Here is a 20971-nt window from a genome sequence, read left to right on the forward strand (position 1 = left end):
CGCGGTGTTGCACGATAGAAGTCCGATTTCCGAACCGGAGGCCCGAACCGTGCTCGACGCTGACGACGTGCGCCGCATCGCGTTGTCCTTTCCCAAGACCGTGGAGAAGGAACGCTGGCATCATCCGACCTTCGATGTGGCAGGCAAGATGTTCATCACCCTCCCCGACGATCAGACCTCGTTCGCGGTCCGCTGCCCCAAACACGACCGCGCGGAACTCATCGCCGCCGAACCGCACAAATTCTGGGTCCCGCCGCACGAGGCCTCGTCCTCCTGGGTCCGGGCCCGGCTGTCCGCACTCGAAGACAGCAACGAATTGCGCGATATCCTGCTGGACTCGTGGCGGCAGGCCGCGCCCGCCGACCTCATCGAGGAGTGATCACAACCGGGGGTCGACTGGGACGGAATGCCAGATTTCCCAAGGGATTTCCGGTGCGCGGGCGTGGAAGTCGTCCGGGGTCTGCAGCGCCGGATCGGATAGCGCGCGGTTGACCGCCACTTGCAGTTCCAGGATGAGTCGGCGGTGGCCGGAGGGTGCCAGCGCTTGCAGTGCCCGAACCGTTGCGCGGACGGCGGACATTATGGATTCAGTTGCGGTGGTGAGCGTTTCGTTGCGCTTGCTCATAGTTTCACCGGTTCGATTGCGGCGGTTGGGTTGACGGCGGCGATAGGAAGGTCGACGGTCGCGCGGACCGGGCGTAGCGCCAGCGCCACCAGACCCGCAGCGAGTGCGGCGGCGATACCAAGGAAGAAGGCCCGGTCGGAGGCGTCCAGGGCGGCGCTCAACGTGGTCGGGGTGCCGATAATGGCGATCAGCAGCGCGGTGCCCAATACCGCACCGAACTGACGGAAGGCGGCCCCGACGGCACTGGCCGAGCCGTAGCGATCCGCGGGGACATCCGCGACCGAGGCCGCGCCGAGTGCCGGGAAGGCCAGTCCGATCCCTGTGCCGACCAGGGATTGACCGGGGAGCCAGGTGGTGAGAAAGTCGGGTTCGGCCCCACTGGCGCGCAGCACGAGCAGACCGACGGCATAGACGATGGTGCCGGGCACGATCACCATGCGATGGCCGAAGCGGTCGGCGATGCGGCCAGCGGGAATCGCGACGACGGTCGTCAGCAGCGGTCCGGGCAGCACGGCCAGACCTGCCTTCAGGATGCTGTATTGCCATACGCCCGTGAGGAAAAGGACGTTGCCGAGGATCATCGAGAAGAAGGCGAGGGCGAACAGCAGGGTGCCCAGATTGCCGATGGCGAAGCTCGGGATGCGCATCAGGGCTGGCTCGACCACCGGCTGCGGATGCACCAGGCAGCGGCGCACCAGCCAGGCGATCAGTACGGCGGCCGCGACGAAGCAGGCGATGGTGTCGAGACTGCGCCAGCCCCAACTGCCGCCTTGAATGATCGCCAGCGCGAGGAGTCCGAGTCCGGCCGCGGATAGTGCCGCGCCGAGCAGGTCGGGCAGTCCCGTCGCATCCTCCTCCCTGGCTTCGCGGAGCCCGGCCCGGCCCGCCGCGATGATCAGCAGCCCGACCGGAATATTGATCAGGAAGATCCAGCGCCAGTCCGCGATTTCGATGAGGAATCCGCCGAGCGGCGGGCCGGTCCCCGCCGCCAGCGCCGCCGCGGCGCCCCAGATGCCGACCGCCGCGGCGCGCCGCTCATTCGGGAATTCGGGCAGCAGCAGGGCGAGCGAGACCGGCGCGATGATGGCCGCGGCCACCCCTTGCAACGAACGTGCGCCGACGAGCAGCTGCCAGTTCGGCGCTGCCGCGCAGGCGATCGAGGTGAGCACGAAAAGGCCGGTGCCCCACAGCAGCAGACGCTTGTGACCGAGCCGGTCGGCGAGTCCACCGGCCGGGACCAGCAGTGCGGCCATGGCGATGAAGTACGCGTCGAGTACCCAGCTCAGCTGTGCGCGGGAGGCCTGCGGAAAGGACGCCGCGATATCCGGAAAGCTCACATTGACGATCGAGGTGTCCAGGAAGGCGAGGAACGCGCTCCCGCAGATGGCCAGCATCGCCAATGTGCGTCGTTGCAACATGCAACTAGAACCTAGGCGACGTAGTTGCGAATTGCAACGGCTATCGTGGAATCGATGAAACACGACGATCTGCTGGCGAGTAACTGCGCAATCGAGCGCTCCGGCGCCGTACTCGGCGAGCGCTGGGTGATCGCGATCCTGCGTGCCGCCTACTTCCGCGCCCGCACGTTCGAGGACTATCAGCGCAAGACCGGTATCGCGCGCAATATCCTCACCGAGCGACTCAACCGACTAGTCGATTACGGCATTCTGGAGCGCCGCGAATATGCCTCCGGGCCGTCGCGCACGCTGCACGAATACCGCCTGACGGCGGCCGGTATCGACCTGTATCCGGTCATCGCGGCGATCCTCGCGTGGGGCGAGAAGCACACCGGCCTGATCAATGGCGCGCCCACCGAATTGGTACATCAGACCTGCGGCAAGGTCACGCACGCCAAGGTGGTGTGCGAATGCTGTGGCGAGGAGTTGCGCCCGCATGACGTCGAAGTGCGGCCGGGGCCGGGCGCGGAGCATCCCGCACCGCCATGGACACCGGTCGGGTGAACCGTTCGGTCAGTGCGAGAGCCGAATCCGAAGGATCGCGCCGCCCTCGGTACCGGCGAGGAGTTCGTCGGGCTGGCCCGGCACCGCGACCACCGATGTCAGCGGCTGGCCGGTCAGCACCGCGCATGCGGTGTTCGTGCTCGGATCGATTCGAACCAGCTGACCGGTCAATGTGGTCACATAGAGCACGCCCGCATCGTCGATGAGCAGATCGTCGGCGAAGTCCGGGATCCCGGGCGACACGGTCAAATCGGCGAGCACTGTCACGGCGCCCGGATCATCGACCGGGAAGCGCACGATGCGGCCGAGCGGATTGCCGTTCATGCTGAGATAGATCGAATCATCCCGCACCACAATGCCATTGGCGCCGGTGAACTTCGCCCGCGCCGTCCAGTCCGCGTCGACGACGCCATCGGGACCGATCCGGATCACACCGACACTGGAGGCGACGTACAGATTGCCCTTCGCATCGAAGGCGGCACCGTTGGGCATGGTGAACCCGGAGGCGAATACCGCGGGCCGGGGATCATTGGGATCGAAACGCACCACACCACCGGGACGCAGCACGCTCGTCGGCGAGTCGCCGTAGACGACATAGAGCAGTCCGTCCGGCCCGAGCCGGACCGCACCGGGAAATTCGACCGGCACCGTCGCGGTCAACCGTCCCGCACTGTCGTAGCGCTGCACCTCATTGCGATACAGCCGCGACACCCACAGATTGCCCTGCGCGTCGTACCCTACGTTCTCCGACCAGTCGAGTATCGGCAGACCGGCGGGCACCGCGGTGGCCGCCTGGGCGGGCGCGCACGCGGCAACGGCCGCCGGCTCCGCCACCGCACTGGGCACACGGAAACCGGGCACACCCGCGCAGCCCAAGGCGAGCACGGCGGCAATCGGCCATACCCGAGCACCTGCACCACGGAGCTTTTTCAACGCGAACCTCGACTCTGCTGCCCGACCCGTTGACTTGCCCGGCAGTCTAGTCACCTTTGCCACTTATGCCGTGCATGCGAGTTATGTCATGAACTCGACTGGATCGCAGAAGGTTTGGCAGTATCCACGCATGCCCTTCTTCGACGGCGCGCGCGGCCGAATGCACTATCGGCGATGGCCGGTCGAGAACAGGACCGCGGTGGTGGTGCTATTGCCCGGAATGGGGCAGCACAGCGGCCACTACCACCGCTTCGCCCGGACACCGACGTCGGTCGGCATCGAAGTGTGGGCGCTGGACACCTCGGGACACGGATTGAGCGAGGGCGATCCAGATAATCCCGGCACGCTGGTGGAACTGGTGGCCGACGCGCTACGGCTGATCGAGCTGGTCCGCGCCGAACTGCCGGACACTCCGCTGATCCTGATGGGCCACTCACTCGGCGCGGTCACCACCCTCGGCATCATCGGCGCGGCGGTGCCGAATCGCGCCGGTGCGGCCGACGATCTGAGCGGGCTGGAGGCGGAGTATCCGCTCCGGCCGAGCCTGCCGCCGAGCGAGCTGGCCGGGCTGGTCTTGTCCGGCGTGCCCAAGCGCGCACTCGGTGGCGGCGCGCCCGGCGCACCCGGCACACCGTTGCCGACCACCCTGCCGATTCTCGCCGTGCACGGCATCGAGGACCGGCGGGCGCCGATCGATGCGATGAGGGTCTGGACTCGACGCCACGATTGGGTAAGTTTGCGGGAGTACGCCGACGCCGGGCACGACCTGTTGCACGAGCCGGTGCACGCGCGGGTCGCCGCCGACATCGCGGACTGGATGCAGGGTGTCGTCGTGGGGTTGGCACGACACCGGTGAGTTGATCACGGCTGCGCGGGCAGCACGACGAGGAAGGGGGCGGCGAAATGTCGGATGTGACTGCGCTGAATCAAGCGATCGACGATGGCCAGCTCTGGATCGATGGCGTACTGGTCGCCGAGGGCGCGCACGAACAGTGCGCCGAGCGCTACGAACAACTCGCCGATGAGGTCGAGGCCCAGATCGCCGTATTGAGCGGGGCCGCCGCACTACCCGGCTTCGGCGGATTCGATTCGGGTGCGGCATTGCGCAGCGGCTTCGAGAACAAGGCCGAGGACGCGATGACCCGATTGCGCGAATATGCCGACGCCGCAAGAGCACTCGCGCAGACCTTCCGCGCGGCTGGGGCGGCCTACACCAGGGCCGATGAGGATCTCGCAGCGGCGGTCGGTCGGGTCGAGGTGGCGGGAGCCGCGCATGCGTAAGATGCCGCACACCGGTGAGAAGACCCCCATCAAATACGTCGACCCCGACTACACCCGGACCGTCGAGATCTTCGACAATCTGTCCCATCAACAGATCCACGACGGCGTGCAACTGATGAATCCGGTCGTGCTCGCGGGCGGCCAGCAGGCGTGGCAGGGCAGTTCGACCGGCCTCGCCACCGCGGTCGAACAGGCGCATACCGAAATTCGGGCCGCGATCGCCGACGGCTGGCGCGGTGCCGCGGCACAGTCGGCCGCCGACGCGGTGCGCGAATTCGAAAGGCAGGGACAGCAACTCGCGGATGTGATGGCCACTGTCGGTCAGCGGCTCGGCCGAGCTGGCGATGCCGCCGAGGCATTGCGCGGTGCCGTCGTCGCGCCGTCCGATGCCACCCCGGATCTCGGTGGCGCACTGCTGGATCCGACACGGGCCACCGACAACACCGCCATCCAGAAGTCCGCCGATGGCACCCGTCAGGACGTGGTGCAGGCGATGGACACCATCTACACGAAGGTCTTCATCCCGACGGGATCCGGCATCCCCGCCTTCCCCGATGCGGTCACCGGCGATACGGCACCGGCCCCCGACAGCACACCCGCCGCGCAGCTTCCCGCGGCGACCGGCCCGGACACCGGAACGCAAAACTCCACTACCCCAGCGGTTTCGGCGAGCGCACCGGTGACGATCACACCGCACACCACCGTCGAGCCCGCCGCGGCGACGACCCAACCCGCGACGACACCGACCACCATCACCCCGGCGGCTGCCGCCGACACCGCCGCCGCGGCCAAACCGGTTGTGCCGATGGCGGATTCCCCAGCCGCGACCACCACCACGGCCACCACGCCGACGGCCGCACCCGATCGAAGCGTTCGCCCCGGCACCAGCGCCCCTGTGGTCGCCGCCGCGGCCGCGCCGGTGATCGCCCCGACGGTCCCCGGCGCGGGCAACGCCAGCTCGGACGATGAGCGCAAACGCGATGAGCGCAAACGCGATGCCAGTGGCGACGCGATCAATGGCGTCGGCGCGGGCGCGGTCGGCGGACTCATGGGCGGTGCCATGGTCGCGGGCGAAACCCCGCGCTCGGGCTTGAGCACCGGCGCGGCCGCCGCGCGCGCGGCACAGGCCCGCGACGAGGACGACTACGACGACGATTACCACTTCTTCGACGACGATCTGACCTTCCTGGAACCGGCCGACGACGGCGGTGAGCTGATCGGCGATATGGATCCGACGACACCACCGGTCGTCGGCGAATGGACCGAACTGGAGTGAACTGGACGCTGACCCCGGACCAGTTCGCCATGGCCTGGGCCCGCACCGATGGCGACCGCATTCCCTATCCCCTCGCCGTGCGCCTCTCGGCTCGCGATACCGCCGAACGCGCCGCCCAGCTGCCCGCCCTGAACCATTGGTGCGAGCAAACTCTCGACGCGGATCTGGAGGGCGCGCTGCGCGTGCTGGCCCGCCCTGCCGTGCGCATCGAGGTCTTCGGGCAGCGTGATGCCGCCCAGGAGCCGGGAACACCTGGTGACAGATCGGGCTCCGGGTACGGCGAGGCGATCGAACAGACCGGTCTGCTCGGCCAGAGCGACCCGGCCACCGCCGCACCGGATATCGCCGCCGAGACACGCCCGGTGCGCGTACTCGGCGCGATCGCCGGGGATATCGCGGTGGTCGCGGCGCAGCGCCCGGGTGCGAACGCAGACCGAGGCGGCGAAATCCGGCTGTTCGTCGATCGGGTGAAAAACCTTTCCGCACGGGTGATTTCGGTGCTGCCGGAGAATACGCCCGGCACGATGGCACAGCTGACCGCACCGCTGGCCCGGGTCAGTGAGGACAGCCGGGATCTGGTGACCGTGCCGGTGGCCGGACCCGCGACGCCCACGCGAATTCGCAAGCTACTGCGGCAATCTCGCGACGGTATCGGCCAGATCGTGGTGTCGGTGCGACGGCCCGACGGCGAACTGCGTCCGTTCGGGGTGCTGTGCTGGATCGATGTGATCGGCGACGGCAGGTATACGGTGCGCACCGGGGTCGACGTCGACATCATGCCGGTCACCGCACAACGGTTCACCACGGTGCTGCGCCCCATGGTCACCGCCGCCGAACGCACCCTGGCCTTTGCGGACCGGTGGTGAAGACCTCAGCCGTACAAGCAGGGATCACCCCGCACGGAGCGAGTCTTACCAGCGCGTTCGTGCCGGAGGCGCGGCATCTACACTGCCCTGTGCCACTTTACGAATTCGAAGGCAAACGGCCCCAGGTCGATCCGACGGCGTTCATCGCACCCACCGCGACCCTGATCGGTGACGTGCGCGTCGAGGCAGGCGCCTCCATCTGGTACGGCGCGGTGCTGCGCGCGGACCTGGCGCCGATCACCATCCGGGAACGCGCCAATATCCAGGACAATGCGGTCCTGCACGTGCCGCCGGATGTGCCGATGGAAATCGGTCCCGGCGCAACCATCGCACACAGCGTCGTCTTCCACGGCGCATCGGTCGGCGCGGAGGCCATCGTCGGCAATGGCACCACCGTCCTGGACCTGGCCGAAATCGGCGCGGGCACAATGATTGCCGCACATTCGCTGGTTCCGCCGCATGCCAAGATCCCGGCGGGTGTGCTCGCCGCGGGCGCCCCCGCCGAGGTCAAGAAGTCCATCGAAGGCACTCAGGCCGAAGGCTGGGTCAAACTCAACCCCGGCTTCTATGCCGAACTGGCCCAACGCCACCGCAGGGGCATCACCGAAATCCAGCCCTGACCTCGAGCACCACACACCAGGCGCAGCTCACACCAGTAGCTCGGTGACTTCGTCATCGTCCAACTGATGGAAGTCGCGATAGGCCATCCCGACACCGCCGAGCGAATGCGGAACCCACGGGCAGACCACCTCATCCGCCTCGGCAGCCGCCCGGTGCAATGCCTCCGCCGAGGACACCGGCACCGCGACCACAATGCGCAACGGCTGGTGCAGCTGAGCGACCCGGCAGGCGGCGACCACCGTCGCCCCGGTCGCCATGCCGTCGTCCACGATCACCGTGGTGCGGCCCCCGATCGGGATCGGCTTGGCGTCACCGCGCCACATCTCCCGGCGGCGCTCCAGTTCGACGCGTTCCACATCCTCGATCTCGGCGACCTGCTCCGGCGTTATCCCGGTGTGCGCCAACACATCCTGATTGAGCACCCGGATACCTTCCTCACCGATGGCGCCCATCGCCAGCTCCGGCTGCCATGGCACACCGAGCTTGCGGACCAACATGATGTCGAGATCACCACCGATGACCTCACGCACCGCGGCCGCCACCGGAACCCCACCGCGGGGCAGTCCGAGCACCAGCGGTTGCGCCGCGTGCAGGTGGCCGAGTTCCAAACCCAGCGCGCGACCGGCAGCTGCCCGATCGGTGTAGATCATCCCGAAATCAACGCTACTCCGGTGCGCGCTCGGTGATCGCGAATCGACGCAATGCCAGGCTGGGGTTGGTGCGGCGGACCGCGGCGAGCTGATCGAGATCGATGCCCGCGGTGAGCACGCCGGGTTCGTCACCGAGTTCGGTGAGCACCACACCGGTGGGATCGATGATCATCGAGGCGCCCGCGCCGCGCGGCGCGCATTGATCGGCGGCGGCCACGTACACGGTGTTCTCGATGGCGCGGGCGCGCAGCAGCGTCGTCCACTGATCCACCTTCGCCGGACCGGGAATCCACTGGGCGGGCAGCACCAGCACCTGTGCCCCCGCCGCCGCGACGCGACGGCAGCCTTCCGGAAAGCGAAGATCGAAACAGGTCTGCATGCCGAATGTCACAGCATCGACGGTGAAGGTGGCCGGAGTCTCGATCGCCCCCGCCTCGACCACATCGGATTCGAGATATCCGAACGCGTCGTACAGATGCACCTTCCGGTACTTCGCCACCAGGTTCGCATCGGGTCCGAGGGCGACAAGCGTATTGCGGATCTGCTTCGCCCCCGGCGCCACCTGTTCGACGATTCCGGCAACCAGATGCACCCCGAATTCGCGCGCGATTTCGCCGAGGCCGGTGACGAACGGCCCGGTCAGCGGTTCGGCAATGGCCACGACCCGCTCGTCGAGCCGGGCGACGGCAAACATCGAGTATTCCGGTGCGACGATCACCCGCGCACCGCGTTCGGCGGCAGTGCGGACATGCTCGCGCAGGGCCGCGAGATTGGCAGACGGATCGGTTCCCGCGGCGAATTGGACCACCGCCGCAACCACGGGTGATCCGGCCGGAGCGGCGGGCCTGGCGGAGGTAGCTTGCGTAACCACGGAAGGCCCCGCGGACGCCGCTGTTGACACAGTCGGGTCGTGATGTGTGGGCACGGTTTCGGGTTGCATATGTCTCACCGTATTGGCCCGGTGGCCGGGACGACCACCACCAGGCAGTAAACTCCTGGTCAATGAGTACCAATCAGGTCGACAGCGTTCCTGGCGACAACGACAGGGACGATGACGGCCCGACCTTCGCCGATCTCGGCATCGATGAGCGCGTCCTGGCGGCCATCGCCGATGTGGGCTACGAATCGCCCTCGCCCATCCAGGCGGCGACGATTCCACCACTGCTCGACGGCGCCGATGTGGTCGGGCTGGCCCAGACCGGCACCGGCAAGACCGCGGCGTTCGCCATCCCGATCCTGATGGGCATCGAGGCGACCGGCAAACTTCCGCGTGCCCTCGTACTGGCCCCGACGCGCGAACTCGCGATCCAGGTCGCCGAGGCATTCGGCCGCTATGCCACCCACATTCCCGGACTACATGTGCTGCCGATCTACGGCGGCCAGGCCTACGGCGTCCAGCTCTCCGGTCTGCGCCGCGGCGCACATGTCGTGGTCGGCACGCCGGGCCGGGTGATCGATCACCTGGAGAAGGGCACGCTCGACCTGTCGCAGCTGCAGTATCTGGTGCTCGACGAGGCCGACGAGATGCTGAAGATGGGGTTCCAGGAGGATGTCGAGCGCATTCTCGCCGACACCCCGCGTGAGAAGCAGGTCGCGCTGTTCTCCGCGACCATGCCCTCGGCGATCCGCAGCATCTCCAAGAAGTACCTGCGCGAGCCGGTCGAGATCACGGTCAAGTCGAAGACCTCGACCAACACCAACATCACCCAGCGCTGGGTGCAGGTCTCGCATCAGCGCAAACTCGACGCCCTGACCCGGATCCTCGAGGTCGAGTCGTTCGAGGCGATGATCATCTTCGTGCGCACCAAGCAGGCCACCGAGGAGCTGGCCGAGAAGCTGCGTTCGCGCGGCTTCTCCGCGGCGGCGATCAACGGTGATATCGCGCAGAACCAGCGTGAGCGCACCATCGGCCAGCTGAAGTCCGGTGCGCTGGATATTCTGGTCGCCACCGATGTCGCGGCGCGCGGTCTCGATGTGGATCGCATCTCCCATGTCGTCAACTTCGACATTCCGCACGACACCGAGTCCTATGTGCACCGCATCGGCCGCACCGGCCGGGCCGGGCGCAGCGGTGAGGCGCTGCTGTTCGTCGCACCGCGCGAACGGCACCTGCTCAAGTCGATCGAGCGTGCCACCCGGCATCCGCTGACCGAAATGCAGCTGCCGAGCGTCGATGATGTGAACACCCAGCGCGTGGCCAAGTTCGGCGATTCCATTACCGAGAACCTCAGTTCGTCGAATCTGGCGCTGTTCCGCAAGCTCATCGAGGATTACGAGCGCGAACACAACATTCCGCTCGTCGATATCGCGGCGGCGCTCGCGGTCAGCGGCTACGACGGTGACAACTTCTTCATGGAGCCCGAGCCGGAGCCGATCGAACGCCCGCAGCGCGAACGCATGCCGCGCACGGATCGGCCTGCCCGCCGCTTCGAGGGCGAGGATCGTGGTCCCTCGCATCACCGCGGCACCGGAGCCGAATTGGCGACCTATCGGATCAGCGTCGGCAAGCGGCACCGCGTGGTGCCCGGCGCGATCGTCGGAGCCATCGCCAATGAGGGCGGACTGCGCCGCAGCGACTTCGGCCATATCAGCATCCGCCCGGACCACAGTCTTGTCGAGCTCCCGGCGGACCTGTCCTCGGAGACCCTGGAAGCATTGCGGCGCACCAGGATCAGCGGCCAGCTGATCCAGCTGCAGCTCGATCAGGGCCCGCCCGGCGGGCGTCCGTTCCGCGCCGGACCGCGTCGCGATCGCGACGGGGGCAAGCGACCGGAACGGCGTAAGCCGCGCTCCTGAACCGAACCGGCCGCACCGCTGCCGCGAGCGACGGGTCGGACGCCAGCCGTAGCTATTCGAAACGACCAGCCGTAGCGACCCGCCGACACCGAGTTCCACGCGATGGTAGCGGCTAGCTACAGTGTTGCCGTCCGTGTCCGGCGAAGACACAGGAGGGCCGCGTTTGATCGTGTTCGGTGATCGTGTCGTCTGCTCCGCCGTCGACCTCGTGCGCGCGGCGCAGTGTGAATTCGCTTTGCTGCGTGCCCTCGATACCGAACTGGGCATCATCGCGGGCGTGGTGGATGCGGTGCCCGATCCGGTGCCGCGCACCGGATTCGACGATTCGCGCGAACGCAGACTCGCGGACTTCCGCGACCGGTTCGGCGGTCAGCTGGTCGAGATCCGAAGCGAGGCGGCCGAGTACGATCCGGTGACCGATCCTGGGGCCCATATCGCCGCACTGCAAGCCGCCAATGCCGAGACCATCGCCGCACTGCGCGCCGGGGCGCGCGTGATCCACGGTGCCACCTTCTTCAACGGTAAATTCGTCTGCGCCAGCGATTTCCTGGTGCGGGCCGGCCATCGGGTCCGCTACACCGTGCACGGCACCGCGGCGGACCCACCGGATCGCATCGGGGCGGCACTCGAACTCGCCGCGTGTGCCGACGCCTTGGACAGTAGCGGCGCACTGACCGCACCCCTGGTTCGATTGCACCTACGCGAGGACAGCCGGACCTACCCGCTCATCGATCTGGTGCCGGTGTATCTCGCCCGGCGCGGGCGAGTCGAGCGAATCCTGGAAGACAAACTGAGCGAACTGCTCCCGGTGCAGTGGGGCGATCCGCGCTATCTCGCCTGCGGCCACTGCCCGACCTGCACCGCGGCGCTGTCGGCGGCACGCGATCTGCTACTGGTCGCCGGGATGCCGCGCACCGCACGAGCCAGGCTGCGCGAAGCGGGCGTGAGCACCATCGACCGATTGGCGAATACCGCCGCCACCGTACCCGGCCTGCCACCGCGCACCTTCGGCGCACTGCGCCGCCAGGCCGAAATCCAGCTGCACCGCGAGGATTCCGGACAGCCGACGCACACCCTGGTCGACGCGATCGCGCTGGGTGCCCTGCCGCCGCCGTCGCCGGGTGATCTCTCACTCACCATCGAGGAGGGGCCATCGGGTCAGCTGGTCGGTATCGAGGTGGGCGGTCCGGCCGCGGTCCATCTGGCCTTCCGCGCCCCGTTCGGCACGGCGACCGCACCGTCCACGGCGATGACCGACGAGCAGGCCGCGCGGCGGCGCGCGCTGGGCGAGGTGCTCGACTATGTCGCCCAACGGCTGCGGATGTATCCGGATATGCGCGTGTACCACTACACCTCCGAAGTGCGGTCGGCGCTGCTGCGGTGGACCGGCCGCTACGGGATCGGCGAGGAGATCGTGGAGGATCTGCTGCAGGCGGGTGTGCTGGTCGACCTATATCCGATCGTGCGCAATGCCCTGCTGATCGGGGAGCGCTCCTACCGCCTGAGCCGACTGCGGCGGCTGCTGCCCGGCGCGGCGCATTCCGGTGCTGCGGAACGCGATTGCGTCACCGTATTGCGGCTGCGCGACTGGCTGCAGGATCGAGCGGCCGAACAGCGCGTCGATCCGGATGCGGCACTGCTGGACCAGGCGAGTTCGTGGTGCCTGGTGCCGAGTCCGGACGAACCGGATCCGGTGCCGCCGGCACGGCCCTCCTCGATCGAGGCTGCACTCGCGGAATTCGCGGCGGCACAGGGCGAACCGGGCGATCCCGCCGCGCTGATGGCCGCGGCCCTCGGCTATCACCGGCGCGAACGCCAGCCACTGTGGTTGGCACATGCCGACCGGCTCAGTCATCCGGTAGCCGAATGGTCCGACGCGCCAGGAGTACTCGTGGCCGACTGGGGCACGGTGGACACCAAATGGCATCGCGGCCCACATCAGCCGACAATGCGCAGATATCTCACACTGACCGGACGAATCGGCATGGGCTGGGGCGGCGCCGATACCGCGGGCGGCGCCGCGACCGGCACGGTGCTGACACCGGGCACCACGGTGTACACCTTTTACGATCAGCCGGTCGCCGCCGGAATGATCACCGCCGTGGGTCGGCGCGCCACCGCCTCCGCGACCGTGCTCGGCTGTTCGGTGGACGCCAACTTCGACGACACCGTCCGGCTGGAGGAACTGCTACCCGACGGCTGCGAGCCCTATGACGAGCTGCCGACCGCCATCGCACCGGGACTGCCCGCCTGGGACGAGAATGTCGAGACCGCCGTCGAATTCGCGGCCCAGCAGTTGCTGATGGCGCTGCCCGAGGTTCCCGCGAGCGCGGTCTTCGACATCCTGGCGCGCCGACCGCCGCGGCTGCGCCGAGCCGACCGGCTACCGGATGTGCACGGTGACCACGCCGCGGCCATCACCGCCGCGCTGCGCGATCTCGATGGCTCCTACCTCGCGGTGCAGGGGCCGTCCGGCACCGGTAAGACCTCCACCGTCGCCAGGTCGATCGAACGTCTGGTCACCCGGCACAAGTGGCGCGTCGGCGTTGTCGCGCCATCGCATTCGACGGTGGAGAGCCTGCTCGACATGATCGTCGCCATGGGCGTGCTGCCTGAACTGGTGGCCAAGAAGGACGTCGAGGCGCTGGCGCCGGAGTGGTCGGTGATCGATGGTGCCCGCTATCCGCGGTTCCTGGACAATGCGGTCAACGGCTGCGTCATCGGTGGCGCCCCGGCCGATTTCGCGGACGACGAGATGGTGCCCGGCGATGGTCTCGATCTGCTGGTGATCGCCGACGCTGGCGGCTTCCCGCTCGCCGACACCATCGCGGTCGCGGTGAGTGCGCGCAATCTGCTACTACTCGGCGATCCCGCGCCCGCCGTGGCGCGCGGCACACATCCGGAGCCGGTCGACGAATCGGTACTCGGCTGGCTCACCGAGGGCCGCAATACCCTGCCCGCCGATCGGGGCTACTTCCTCGATCGCACCTGGCGGATGCACCCGCGCGTCTGCGACCCGATCTCCCGGCTGTACTACGACAACCGCCTGCGCTCCAATGAGACCGTCACGCTGGCACGGCAATTGGAGGGTGTCGAGCCCGGCGTGGAGACGGTGCTGGTCGAGCACACCGGTGCTGCGACCGAATCGGTGGCCGAGGCCCGCGAGGTGGTCCGCCGGGTGCGCGCCCTGCTCGGGGTCTCGTGGACGACCGGCGCCATGACGCGGCGGCTGCATCCACACGACATACTCGTGGTCGCGCCCTACAGTGCCCAGGTCGGCCTGATCCGAACGCTGCTGGCGCGGGCCAAGATCGAGGATGTGCTGGTCGGCACCGCCGAACGCTTCCGCGGCCGGGAGGCCGCGGTGGTCCTGCTGTCGATGACCACATCCAGCCCCGATGATGCCCCCTACGGCATGCGGTTCCTGTTGTCGCGCAGCATGGTTCAAGCCACACTGTGCCGAGCCATGTGGAAGGCCGTCATTATCCGGTCACCGCTGCTCACCGAATATCTACCGAATACCCCCGACGATCTCGCGGATCTGGCGACATTCCTGCGACTCAGCTGAGCCAGATGTGCTGAATATTTCTTTCAGAGGTCGGTCGGCACATGATCGAAATATTCATGCGGACCGGTTGGTTCTTTATTTGAATATGCAATGCCGCGGTATCCGCATTCGATCTTGAAATTCACCCCCGCAACCACGGCGAATTCGCAATTGCCGCCGGCTCAGCCGAAGCAGTTGCCCTCACCGCGGTAGGTGGGCACCGTCGTGCGCGTGCCGTCGCCGTCGACGAGATGCACCTCGTTGAACCGCTCGCACAGCTCACCGGCCTTGGCATGCCGGAACCACACCCGATCACCGATCCGCAGTTCGGCCGCCCCGGACAGCGGGGTCTGCACCTCGCCCGCCCCCTCGGTGCCGAGCAGCTTCAAACCAGCGGGCCACGCCGGCTTCGGCACCCGAGACGGCCCGGTCGGACCGGAGGCGATGTAACCGCCCGCGAAAACCGTTGCGATGGATGGGGTCGGCTTGCGCAGCACCGATGTCGCGAAGAACAGCGCGGGGCGCGGGGTGAAGGAGCGATAGTGATCGAACAGGGTCGGCACATACAGCCCGGAGCCCGCGGTCACCTCGGTCACATCCGAATCGGCAGTGCTGACCTCGATCGATCCGGAGCCGCCGCTATTGACGATCGCCAGCTTGCCGACCACCGAGCGCACCGCATCGAGAACCTGCCCGCGGCGCTTGGCGATTTCGGCCGCCGAGGCCCGCTTCACCAGACGCACAGCGATATTGGAGTCGGGCAGTCCGGCGATCTGCGCCTCATAGGTCATCACGCCGACCACATCGAAACCGCGACTCAGCGCGGCACGCGCGAGCGCGGCGGCCTGTTCGGCAGTGCGGATCGGCGAGCGCCGAACGCCGAGGTGCAGCGGTCCGATGCGCAGCGAGGCGTCCACATCGAGGCAGATTCGCGGCCGCACCAGATCGGTGCCGACCGCGGCGCGGATCAGTTCCAGCTGCGCGACATCGTCGACCATCAAGGTGATGGATTCGCGCAGGGTGTCATCGGCGGCGAGTTCGGCCAGCGCCGCACGGTCGACGGTCGGATAGCCGAGCAGCACATCGCGGGCCCCGAGCCGGACCAGCCAGATGGCCTCGGCCAGGGAATACGACATGATGCCCGCGAAGCCGCCGGCCGCGGTGAGTCCGGTGCCGAGCACCTGTTCGAGTACCGCCCGGCAGCGCACCGACTTACTCGCCACCCGGATGGGCACCCCACCCGCGCGACGGACCAGGTCAGCGGCATTGGCACGCAGGGCGTTCAGGTCGAGGGCGGCCAGCGGCGGGTCCAGCTCGGCCGTGGCCGCATGCAGCCCAGCAATCGGCGACGTTTCGGTCACGCCCGCGGCCTTGCGGACGCTCGGCTCCGCCGTGCCCGAAGGTGCTGTGTTGACGGTTCGCTCGCTGCGCTCGCTCACGGAACAACCCAACCACTTAACTGGTCAAACGTCCAGTACCGCGCAGGGTCAGACTTCGACCGCCCTGGTGGCCAAGCTGCTGACCAGGTCGTCGAGCACCACAAGGGTCGTCTCGTCATTGCAGTCGGCGAGCCAGCGCAGCACCGTGCCCTGCAGTACCGAGACCGCATAGGTCGCGATGGCATCCACCGGCTCCAACCATTGCGCGCCCGACCGGTCGGCACAGAGCGCCAGGAAGCTCGCGACCTCGGAATCCATCTCCCGGAACAGGGCCGAGGCCTTCGGATCGGCGACACATTCGGTCTGCCCCTCCCAGCGCTCGGCCAACTGATGCGCCGTCGCTTCGTACGCCCGCGCCTGTTTGGCCGGGGCGGCCTTGACCAGGGGCCAGTAGGCGCTGACACCGGCATGCAGTAACACCCGAAGTGCTCGCACTCCGGTGAAATCGAGTGAGGCGGCCGCCTTCTCGACGGCCTCGCAGATGGTCGGCCGCAACCGGACCGCTGCCATTTCTCCACGTACGCTCAACGCCGACTCCCTCGGGGAAAGAACTCACGCGCCCTGATCGGCACGGCTCGCTGAACATGGCGAACCGCGATCATGAATCTTCCGATCGGGATTTCCCTGGATGCCCAGTCCAACATTCATCAATGGTAGAGGGTTTCCGGGGTTTAAGAACGGGTTCGTTGGGTATTTCCAGACTGGAAGAATGTTTTGTTACCCAAACGGAATGCCGCTGCGATCGATCGGTATCCGCCGGAATCGCTTCCGGGGGCGTGACTCTCAGACCGCCCGTCCGAACAACACCATTGACCAGACTACGGGCCAGCTTGTTCCCCATCCGACAAGATGTGGCGGATCACACATCAGAAGCCTCGCAAACCGGACAGCCAGCGGTTCCGTATCGGCCTCTCGATCGACACCTCGGTGACCCCATTGCCTGGTTAGCCTTGATCGGTGACTCTCTCGCCCTCGGCCGACCAGTTCTACCTGACCGGCACCTTCAACTTCCGCGATCTCGGCGGTCTGCGCACCAGCGACGGCGCGCGGATCCGCCCCGGCGTGCTGCTGCGCTCGGCTCAGCTGAGCGGCCTGGATCTGCCCGGGCACGCCATCCTGCGCGAACTCGGCGTCACCGACGTCTACGACCTGCGCGGACACCGCGAGATCGACCACATCGGCCACGACAACCTGCCCGACGGCGTGCGACTGAACCTCACTCCGTTCGACTCCCGGATGGCTGAGGCGCCGCCGCACGATGCACAGACCAACTCCGCATTCGCGCACATGCTCGAGGTCTACCGGTACTTCCCGACCCTGCCCGAGGCGAATACCGCGATCATCGCCATCGCCGAGACGATCGCCAGCGGCGACGGTGCGGTGCTCGTGCACTGCGCGGCCGGTAAGGACCGCACCGGCTGGGCCATCGCCACCCTGCTGCGCGCGGTCGCGGTCAGCGAGGCCGATGTGCTCGCCGACTTCCTGTCCAGCAATGACGCCGTCCCCGCCCTGCGCGCCATGATGGCACCGAAACTCACTGCGGGCGTTGAACTCTCCATCGATATCCTGGGCGTCCGCGAGGACTACCTGCAGGTCGCGACGGATGCGGTGCGCGAACAGCACGGCGATGTCGAGTCGTATCTGACCGCCATCGGATTCACCGCACAGCTGCGCGAACGACTGCGCGATCGCCTGCTCGAGTGAGCTACCCGGCCTGCGCCCGTTCGCGCCGGACCAGACCGTCGGCGTCGATGCTGACCTGATCGCCGGTGTGGAACCAACTTCCGGTGAAGCGGTCCGCGGTGGTCTCCGGATCGTTCCAGTAGCGGCGGGTGACATTGGGCCCGCGACATAGCAATTCGCCGTGTCCGGCCTGCGCCTGCGGCCCCCACAGCGCCAATTCCGTACCGCCGAAGGCGAAGCCGAGTATCGGATCGGCACCGGGTGCGGTGTCGGTTTCACCGTCGACGACCAGGCCGATGCCGCTGGTTTCGGTTGCGCCCCAGACCGACCACCGCCGGGCGGCGGGGAATATATCCCGCAGTGTGGCGGCCAGATCCGCGGGATCGGTGGCATCGGCTACGCGTTCGCCGCGATGGCCCGCATTGCTGACCCGGACGATGCCCTCGGTGCACAGCCCCTCGGTGCGCAGCGCCGCGAGCTCGGGCAACAGCCCGGCGAAGATGCGTGGTGTCGCGGAAACCATATCGATCCGTTCGGAGACAATGGTTTCGGCGAGTCTTCGGCGACCCGGCGCGAGGACGACGGTGCCGCCGACCGCGAAGGTCGGCAGCATCTGATCCACACAGCCGCTCGCATGCGCCAGCGGCAACAGCACCAGATTGCGCAGGCCGTCGGTCGGCAGGTCCAGCGCCGCGACAACGGAACGAATTGCCGAGAGCAGGTTTTCGTTGGTCAGCTCGACGCCCTTGGGCGCGACGGTGGTGTTGACCGGACACACCCCGGTGCCGCTGGTGTAGCAGAGCAGCGCCAGATCACTCAGTGCCGCACCGTCATCGATGTAGGCGGCGCCGTCGGGCAGGGCCTCGCTATCGCCACCGAGTACGAAATCGGTACTGCTGTCCGCGATCACCCGCTCGGCCACCGCATCGGGCAGTCCGTCGTGCACCAACACCGGGACCGCGCCGCTCAGCAGCGCACCGAGGAACGCCTGCACCCAGCGCGCACCCGCTGGCATGTGGATGGCGACCCGGTCGCCGAAGCCGATGCCGTGTTCCTGCAGGCCGCCCGCGATGCGGGAGGCGGAGTGCCACAGCTCCCGATAGGTCAGCCGGGGGCCGCCGATCTCCACCACCGCCTCCCGGGTCGAGAAGGCGTGCACCTGCAGATCCAATAGTTCGGTCAGCGCGGGGGTGAGATTGCCGTAGCGCAGCACCCCGTCGGCGCCACGAGCCAGCGGAGCATCGCGGGCATGCGGGTGATTCGGTGGGTACTCGACCAAGAACTGCGACATGGGTCCTCCGCACACGCCTCGAGCCTGCAGGCTCTTGCGACTATATGACGCGAGTCACAATTTCGTGGGCATAGGCGAGGAACGTGTCCTGGCCGTCACCGACCGGTATAAGTTGCCTTCCCCGGTCCGACCTCCAGGAAGCTACGCACCGCGCCGCGCAGATCCGCGGTGTCGAACAGCGCGCCCGACACCTGCGGGGTCACCGAATCCGCATGTGCCACACCACCGGAGCGCCACGCCTCGATGATCTGCTTGGTCGCGGCATGCGCCCTGGTCGGCCCCTGGGCCAGCCGATTCGTCAAATCCCGTGCGGCGGTGTCGACGTCGTCGTGGATGGCGTTCACCACACCCCATTCGGCCATGGTCGCGGCGTCGTAGAGGTCGCCGGTCATCACGAATTCGCGGGCCCGGCCCGATCCGGCACGCTCGGCCAGCCGCTGCGGACCGCCCATCGACGGGGTCAGGCCGACGACCGTCTCCACCAGACCGAATTTCGCCTTCGGCGCGGCCAAGATGATGTCGCAGGCCAGCGCCATTTCGAAGGCGGCGGTCAGGGTCAGGCCGTGCGCGGCAAAGACCACCGGACACGGCAGCGCCTCCAGCGGATGGATGATCTGTGCGAACAGGGTGCGCCACAGCTCGGCGCCCTGCTCGATCGTCAGGCCGTCGAAGACATGCACGTCGACACCGCCGGAGACCAGCTTGCCCTCGGCCCGCAGCAGCACCGCGCGCGGCGGATTCGCCGACAGATCGGCGAGATCGTCGATGAGCGCGTCGAGCATCGACTGGTCGAAGAGATTCAGCGGCGGATTGGCCAGGGTGAGGGTCGCGACCTCGGCGCCGCCATCGGTGGTTTCCCGGGTCAGTCGGGTGGCCTTCGTATCACTCATTGGGCAAGACTAGGCTCACCCGCTCCGTCGGCGGCCATACCCTGAGATCTCGATCTGCCAGACTATTCGAGTGACCAAGTCGGTATCGGAAACTGCCTCTTACGTCGAGTCTGGCGAGTTCAAGCGAGATACGAATTACATCACCACCCGCATCACCGCCGACGGACGCGACGGATACCCGGTCGAGGCCGACCGCTATCGCCTGATCGCCGCGCGAGCCTGCCCCTGGGCCAACCGCACGCTGATCGTGCGCAGGCTGCTCGGACTGGAGGACGCGATCTCACTGGGGCTGTGCGGTCCGACCCACGACAAGCTCAGCTGGACCTTCGATCTGGATCCCGGCGGTGTGGATCCGGTGCTCGGCATTCCCCGGCTGCGCGACGCCTACCTGGCGCGGTTCCCGGACTACCCGCGCGGCATCACGGTTCCGGCGATGGTCGAGGTCGCCACCGGGCAGGTGGTGACCAATGACTACCCGCAGATCACGCTCGACTTCGCCACCGAGTGGACCGAATTCCATCGACCGGGTGCGCCGCAGCTGTATCCGGCGGAGCTGCGGGCCGAGATCGACGAGGTGAACCTGGCCGTTTTCCACGATGTCAACAACGGCGTCTACCGGTGTGGATTCGCGGGGACACAGGAAGCCTATGAGACGGCCTACGACCGGCTGTTCGCCCGATTGGACTGGCTGTCCGAACGTCTGACCACCCAGCGATACCTGGTGGGCGACACCATTACCGAGGCCGACGTGCGGCTGTTCACCACACTGGTCCGATTCGATCCGGTCTATCACGGCCACTTCAAGACCAATCGCAGCAAGCTGACCGAAATGCCGGTGCTGTGGGCCTATGCGCGCGACCTCTATCAGACGCCGGGGTTCGGCGACACCGTCGATTTCGAGCAGATCAAGGTGCACTACTACGTCGTGCATACCGATATCAACCCGACGCGGATCGTGCCCAAGGGCCCGGAGCTGACCGACTGGCTGACCTCGCACGGCCGAGAAGCACTGGGCGGCAGACCATTCGGCGACGGCACCCCGCCACCACCGCCACCGCTCGCGGAAAGGGCCGCTGCCCTGCGCGAACCGGCGTGATGGAACCGACATGCGG

General features: G+C 67.5%; 20 protein-coding genes. 11 read left to right on the forward strand and 9 right to left on the reverse strand.

The features are described from left to right. The first annotated feature begins 49 nt into the window (after positions 1 to 49). The gene (locus ACWEO2_RS24320; RefSeq protein ID WP_452407399.1) at positions 50 to 379 is read left to right on the forward strand and encodes an MmcQ/YjbR family DNA-binding protein; all 330 of its coding nucleotides are present in this window, start codon (positions 50 to 52) and stop codon (positions 377 to 379) included. Here the strand turns inward: ACWEO2_RS24320 and ACWEO2_RS24325 are convergent, their stop codons facing one another. Together ACWEO2_RS24325 and ACWEO2_RS24330 are read right to left on the reverse strand one after the other, a co-directional pair. Further along, entirely contained in the window at positions 380 to 625 is a 246-nt protein-coding gene (locus tag ACWEO2_RS24325; RefSeq protein ID WP_452407400.1) for a hypothetical protein, read from the reverse strand. It abuts the gene before it with no gap. After that, positions 622 to 2043, reverse strand: a complete 1422-nt coding sequence (locus tag ACWEO2_RS24330) for an MFS transporter (RefSeq protein WP_452407401.1) — start codon at positions 2041 to 2043, stop codon at positions 622 to 624. The genes ACWEO2_RS24325 and ACWEO2_RS24330 overlap by 4 nt, the downstream gene beginning before the upstream one ends. Positions 2044 to 2097: 54 nt before the next feature. Here ACWEO2_RS24330 and ACWEO2_RS24335 point away from each other — a divergent pair, with 54 nt between their 5' ends. Then, positions 2098 to 2586, forward strand: a complete 489-nt coding sequence (locus tag ACWEO2_RS24335) for a winged helix-turn-helix transcriptional regulator (RefSeq protein WP_355176919.1) — start codon at positions 2098 to 2100, stop codon at positions 2584 to 2586. A gap of 9 nt (positions 2587 to 2595) precedes the next feature. On the opposite strand, the gene ACWEO2_RS24340 is transcribed toward ACWEO2_RS24335, so the two are convergent. Next, the gene (locus tag ACWEO2_RS24340) at positions 2596 to 3519 is read right to left on the reverse strand and encodes an SMP-30/gluconolactonase/LRE family protein (protein WP_452407402.1); all 924 of its coding nucleotides are present in this window, start codon (positions 3517 to 3519) and stop codon (positions 2596 to 2598) included. A gap of 130 nt (positions 3520 to 3649) precedes the next feature. Here ACWEO2_RS24340 and ACWEO2_RS24345 point away from each other — a divergent pair, with 130 nt between their 5' ends. The 5 genes from ACWEO2_RS24345 to ACWEO2_RS24365 all read left to right on the forward strand — a co-directional run bounded on the left by ACWEO2_RS24345 (position 3650) and on the right by ACWEO2_RS24365 (position 7562). Then, positions 3650 to 4375 (forward strand): alpha/beta hydrolase, encoded by a 726-nt coding sequence (locus tag ACWEO2_RS24345; protein WP_452407403.1) that lies wholly within the window; start codon positions 3650 to 3652, stop codon positions 4373 to 4375. Positions 4376 to 4422: 47 nt separating this feature from the next. After that, on the forward strand, positions 4423 to 4800 hold the full coding sequence (locus ACWEO2_RS24350; protein ID WP_452407404.1) for a hypothetical protein: 378 nt from the start codon (positions 4423 to 4425) through the stop codon (positions 4798 to 4800). Continuing rightward, entirely contained in the window at positions 4793 to 6076 is a 1284-nt protein-coding gene (locus tag ACWEO2_RS24355) for a PPE domain-containing protein (RefSeq protein WP_452407405.1), read from the forward strand. Before ACWEO2_RS24350 ends, ACWEO2_RS24355 begins: the two co-directional genes overlap by 8 nt. Next, positions 6073 to 6942 (forward strand): ESX secretion-associated protein EspG, encoded by an 870-nt coding sequence (locus ACWEO2_RS24360; protein WP_452407406.1) that lies wholly within the window; start codon positions 6073 to 6075, stop codon positions 6940 to 6942. The genes ACWEO2_RS24355 and ACWEO2_RS24360 overlap by 4 nt, the downstream gene beginning before the upstream one ends. Positions 6943 to 7031: 89 nt before the next feature. Next, a complete protein-coding gene (locus ACWEO2_RS24365) occupies positions 7032 to 7562 on the forward strand; it encodes a gamma carbonic anhydrase family protein (RefSeq protein WP_452407407.1) in 531 nt (176 codons plus the stop codon). Positions 7563 to 7589: 27 nt separating this feature from the next. Here the strand turns inward: ACWEO2_RS24365 and ACWEO2_RS24370 are convergent, their stop codons facing one another. Further along, positions 7590 to 8213, reverse strand: a complete 624-nt coding sequence (locus tag ACWEO2_RS24370; RefSeq protein WP_355176912.1) for a phosphoribosyltransferase — start codon at positions 8211 to 8213, stop codon at positions 7590 to 7592. A gap of 13 nt (positions 8214 to 8226) precedes the next feature. Beyond that, entirely contained in the window at positions 8227 to 9084 is an 858-nt protein-coding gene (locus tag ACWEO2_RS24375; protein ID WP_452407408.1) for a carbon-nitrogen hydrolase family protein, read from the reverse strand. Between the two features lie 131 nt (positions 9085 to 9215). Here ACWEO2_RS24375 and ACWEO2_RS24380 point away from each other — a divergent pair, with 131 nt between their 5' ends. Next, on the forward strand, positions 9216 to 11009 hold the full coding sequence (locus tag ACWEO2_RS24380; RefSeq protein ID WP_452407409.1) for a DEAD/DEAH box helicase: 1794 nt from the start codon (positions 9216 to 9218) through the stop codon (positions 11007 to 11009). Positions 11010 to 11178: 169 nt separating this feature from the next. Continuing rightward, positions 11179 to 14577: an AAA domain-containing protein gene (locus ACWEO2_RS24385; protein ID WP_452407461.1), complete on the forward strand. Its 3399-nt coding sequence runs from the start codon at positions 11179 to 11181 to the stop codon at positions 14575 to 14577. A 161-nt stretch (positions 14578 to 14738) separates the two neighbouring features. Here ACWEO2_RS24385 and ACWEO2_RS24390 read toward each other — a convergent pair whose 3' ends face one another. Together ACWEO2_RS24390 and ACWEO2_RS24395 are read right to left on the reverse strand one after the other, a co-directional pair. Continuing rightward, positions 14739 to 15917 carry an amino acid deaminase/aldolase gene (locus ACWEO2_RS24390; protein WP_452407462.1) on the reverse strand — a complete coding sequence of 393 codons (1179 nt, stop codon included), beginning with the start codon at positions 15915 to 15917 and terminating at the stop codon, positions 14739 to 14741. Between the two features lie 126 nt (positions 15918 to 16043). After that, a complete protein-coding gene (locus tag ACWEO2_RS24395) occupies positions 16044 to 16523 on the reverse strand; it encodes a TetR family transcriptional regulator (protein ID WP_354959071.1) in 480 nt (159 codons plus the stop codon). Positions 16524 to 16952: 429 nt separating this feature from the next. Between ACWEO2_RS24395 and ACWEO2_RS24400 the strand changes: the two genes are divergently transcribed. Further along, positions 16953 to 17699 carry a tyrosine-protein phosphatase gene (locus ACWEO2_RS24400; RefSeq protein WP_452407410.1) on the forward strand — a complete coding sequence of 249 codons (747 nt, stop codon included), beginning with the start codon at positions 16953 to 16955 and terminating at the stop codon, positions 17697 to 17699. Position 17700: 1 nt separating this feature from the next. Here ACWEO2_RS24400 and ACWEO2_RS24405 read toward each other — a convergent pair whose 3' ends face one another. Further along, positions 17701 to 18969: a class I adenylate-forming enzyme family protein gene (locus ACWEO2_RS24405; protein ID WP_452407411.1), complete on the reverse strand. Its 1269-nt coding sequence runs from the start codon at positions 18967 to 18969 to the stop codon at positions 17701 to 17703. 95 nt (positions 18970 to 19064) lie between these two features. Then, positions 19065 to 19859 (reverse strand): enoyl-CoA hydratase/isomerase family protein, encoded by a 795-nt coding sequence (locus ACWEO2_RS24410; RefSeq protein WP_452407412.1) that lies wholly within the window; start codon positions 19857 to 19859, stop codon positions 19065 to 19067. 70 nt (positions 19860 to 19929) lie between these two features. Between ACWEO2_RS24410 and ACWEO2_RS24415 the strand changes: the two genes are divergently transcribed. Continuing rightward, the gene (locus ACWEO2_RS24415) at positions 19930 to 20955 is read left to right on the forward strand and encodes a glutathione S-transferase family protein (protein WP_452407413.1); all 1026 of its coding nucleotides are present in this window, start codon (positions 19930 to 19932) and stop codon (positions 20953 to 20955) included. Positions 20956 to 20971: the final 16 nt, after the last annotated feature.

The organism is Nocardia sp. NPDC004278, assembly GCF_053602975.1.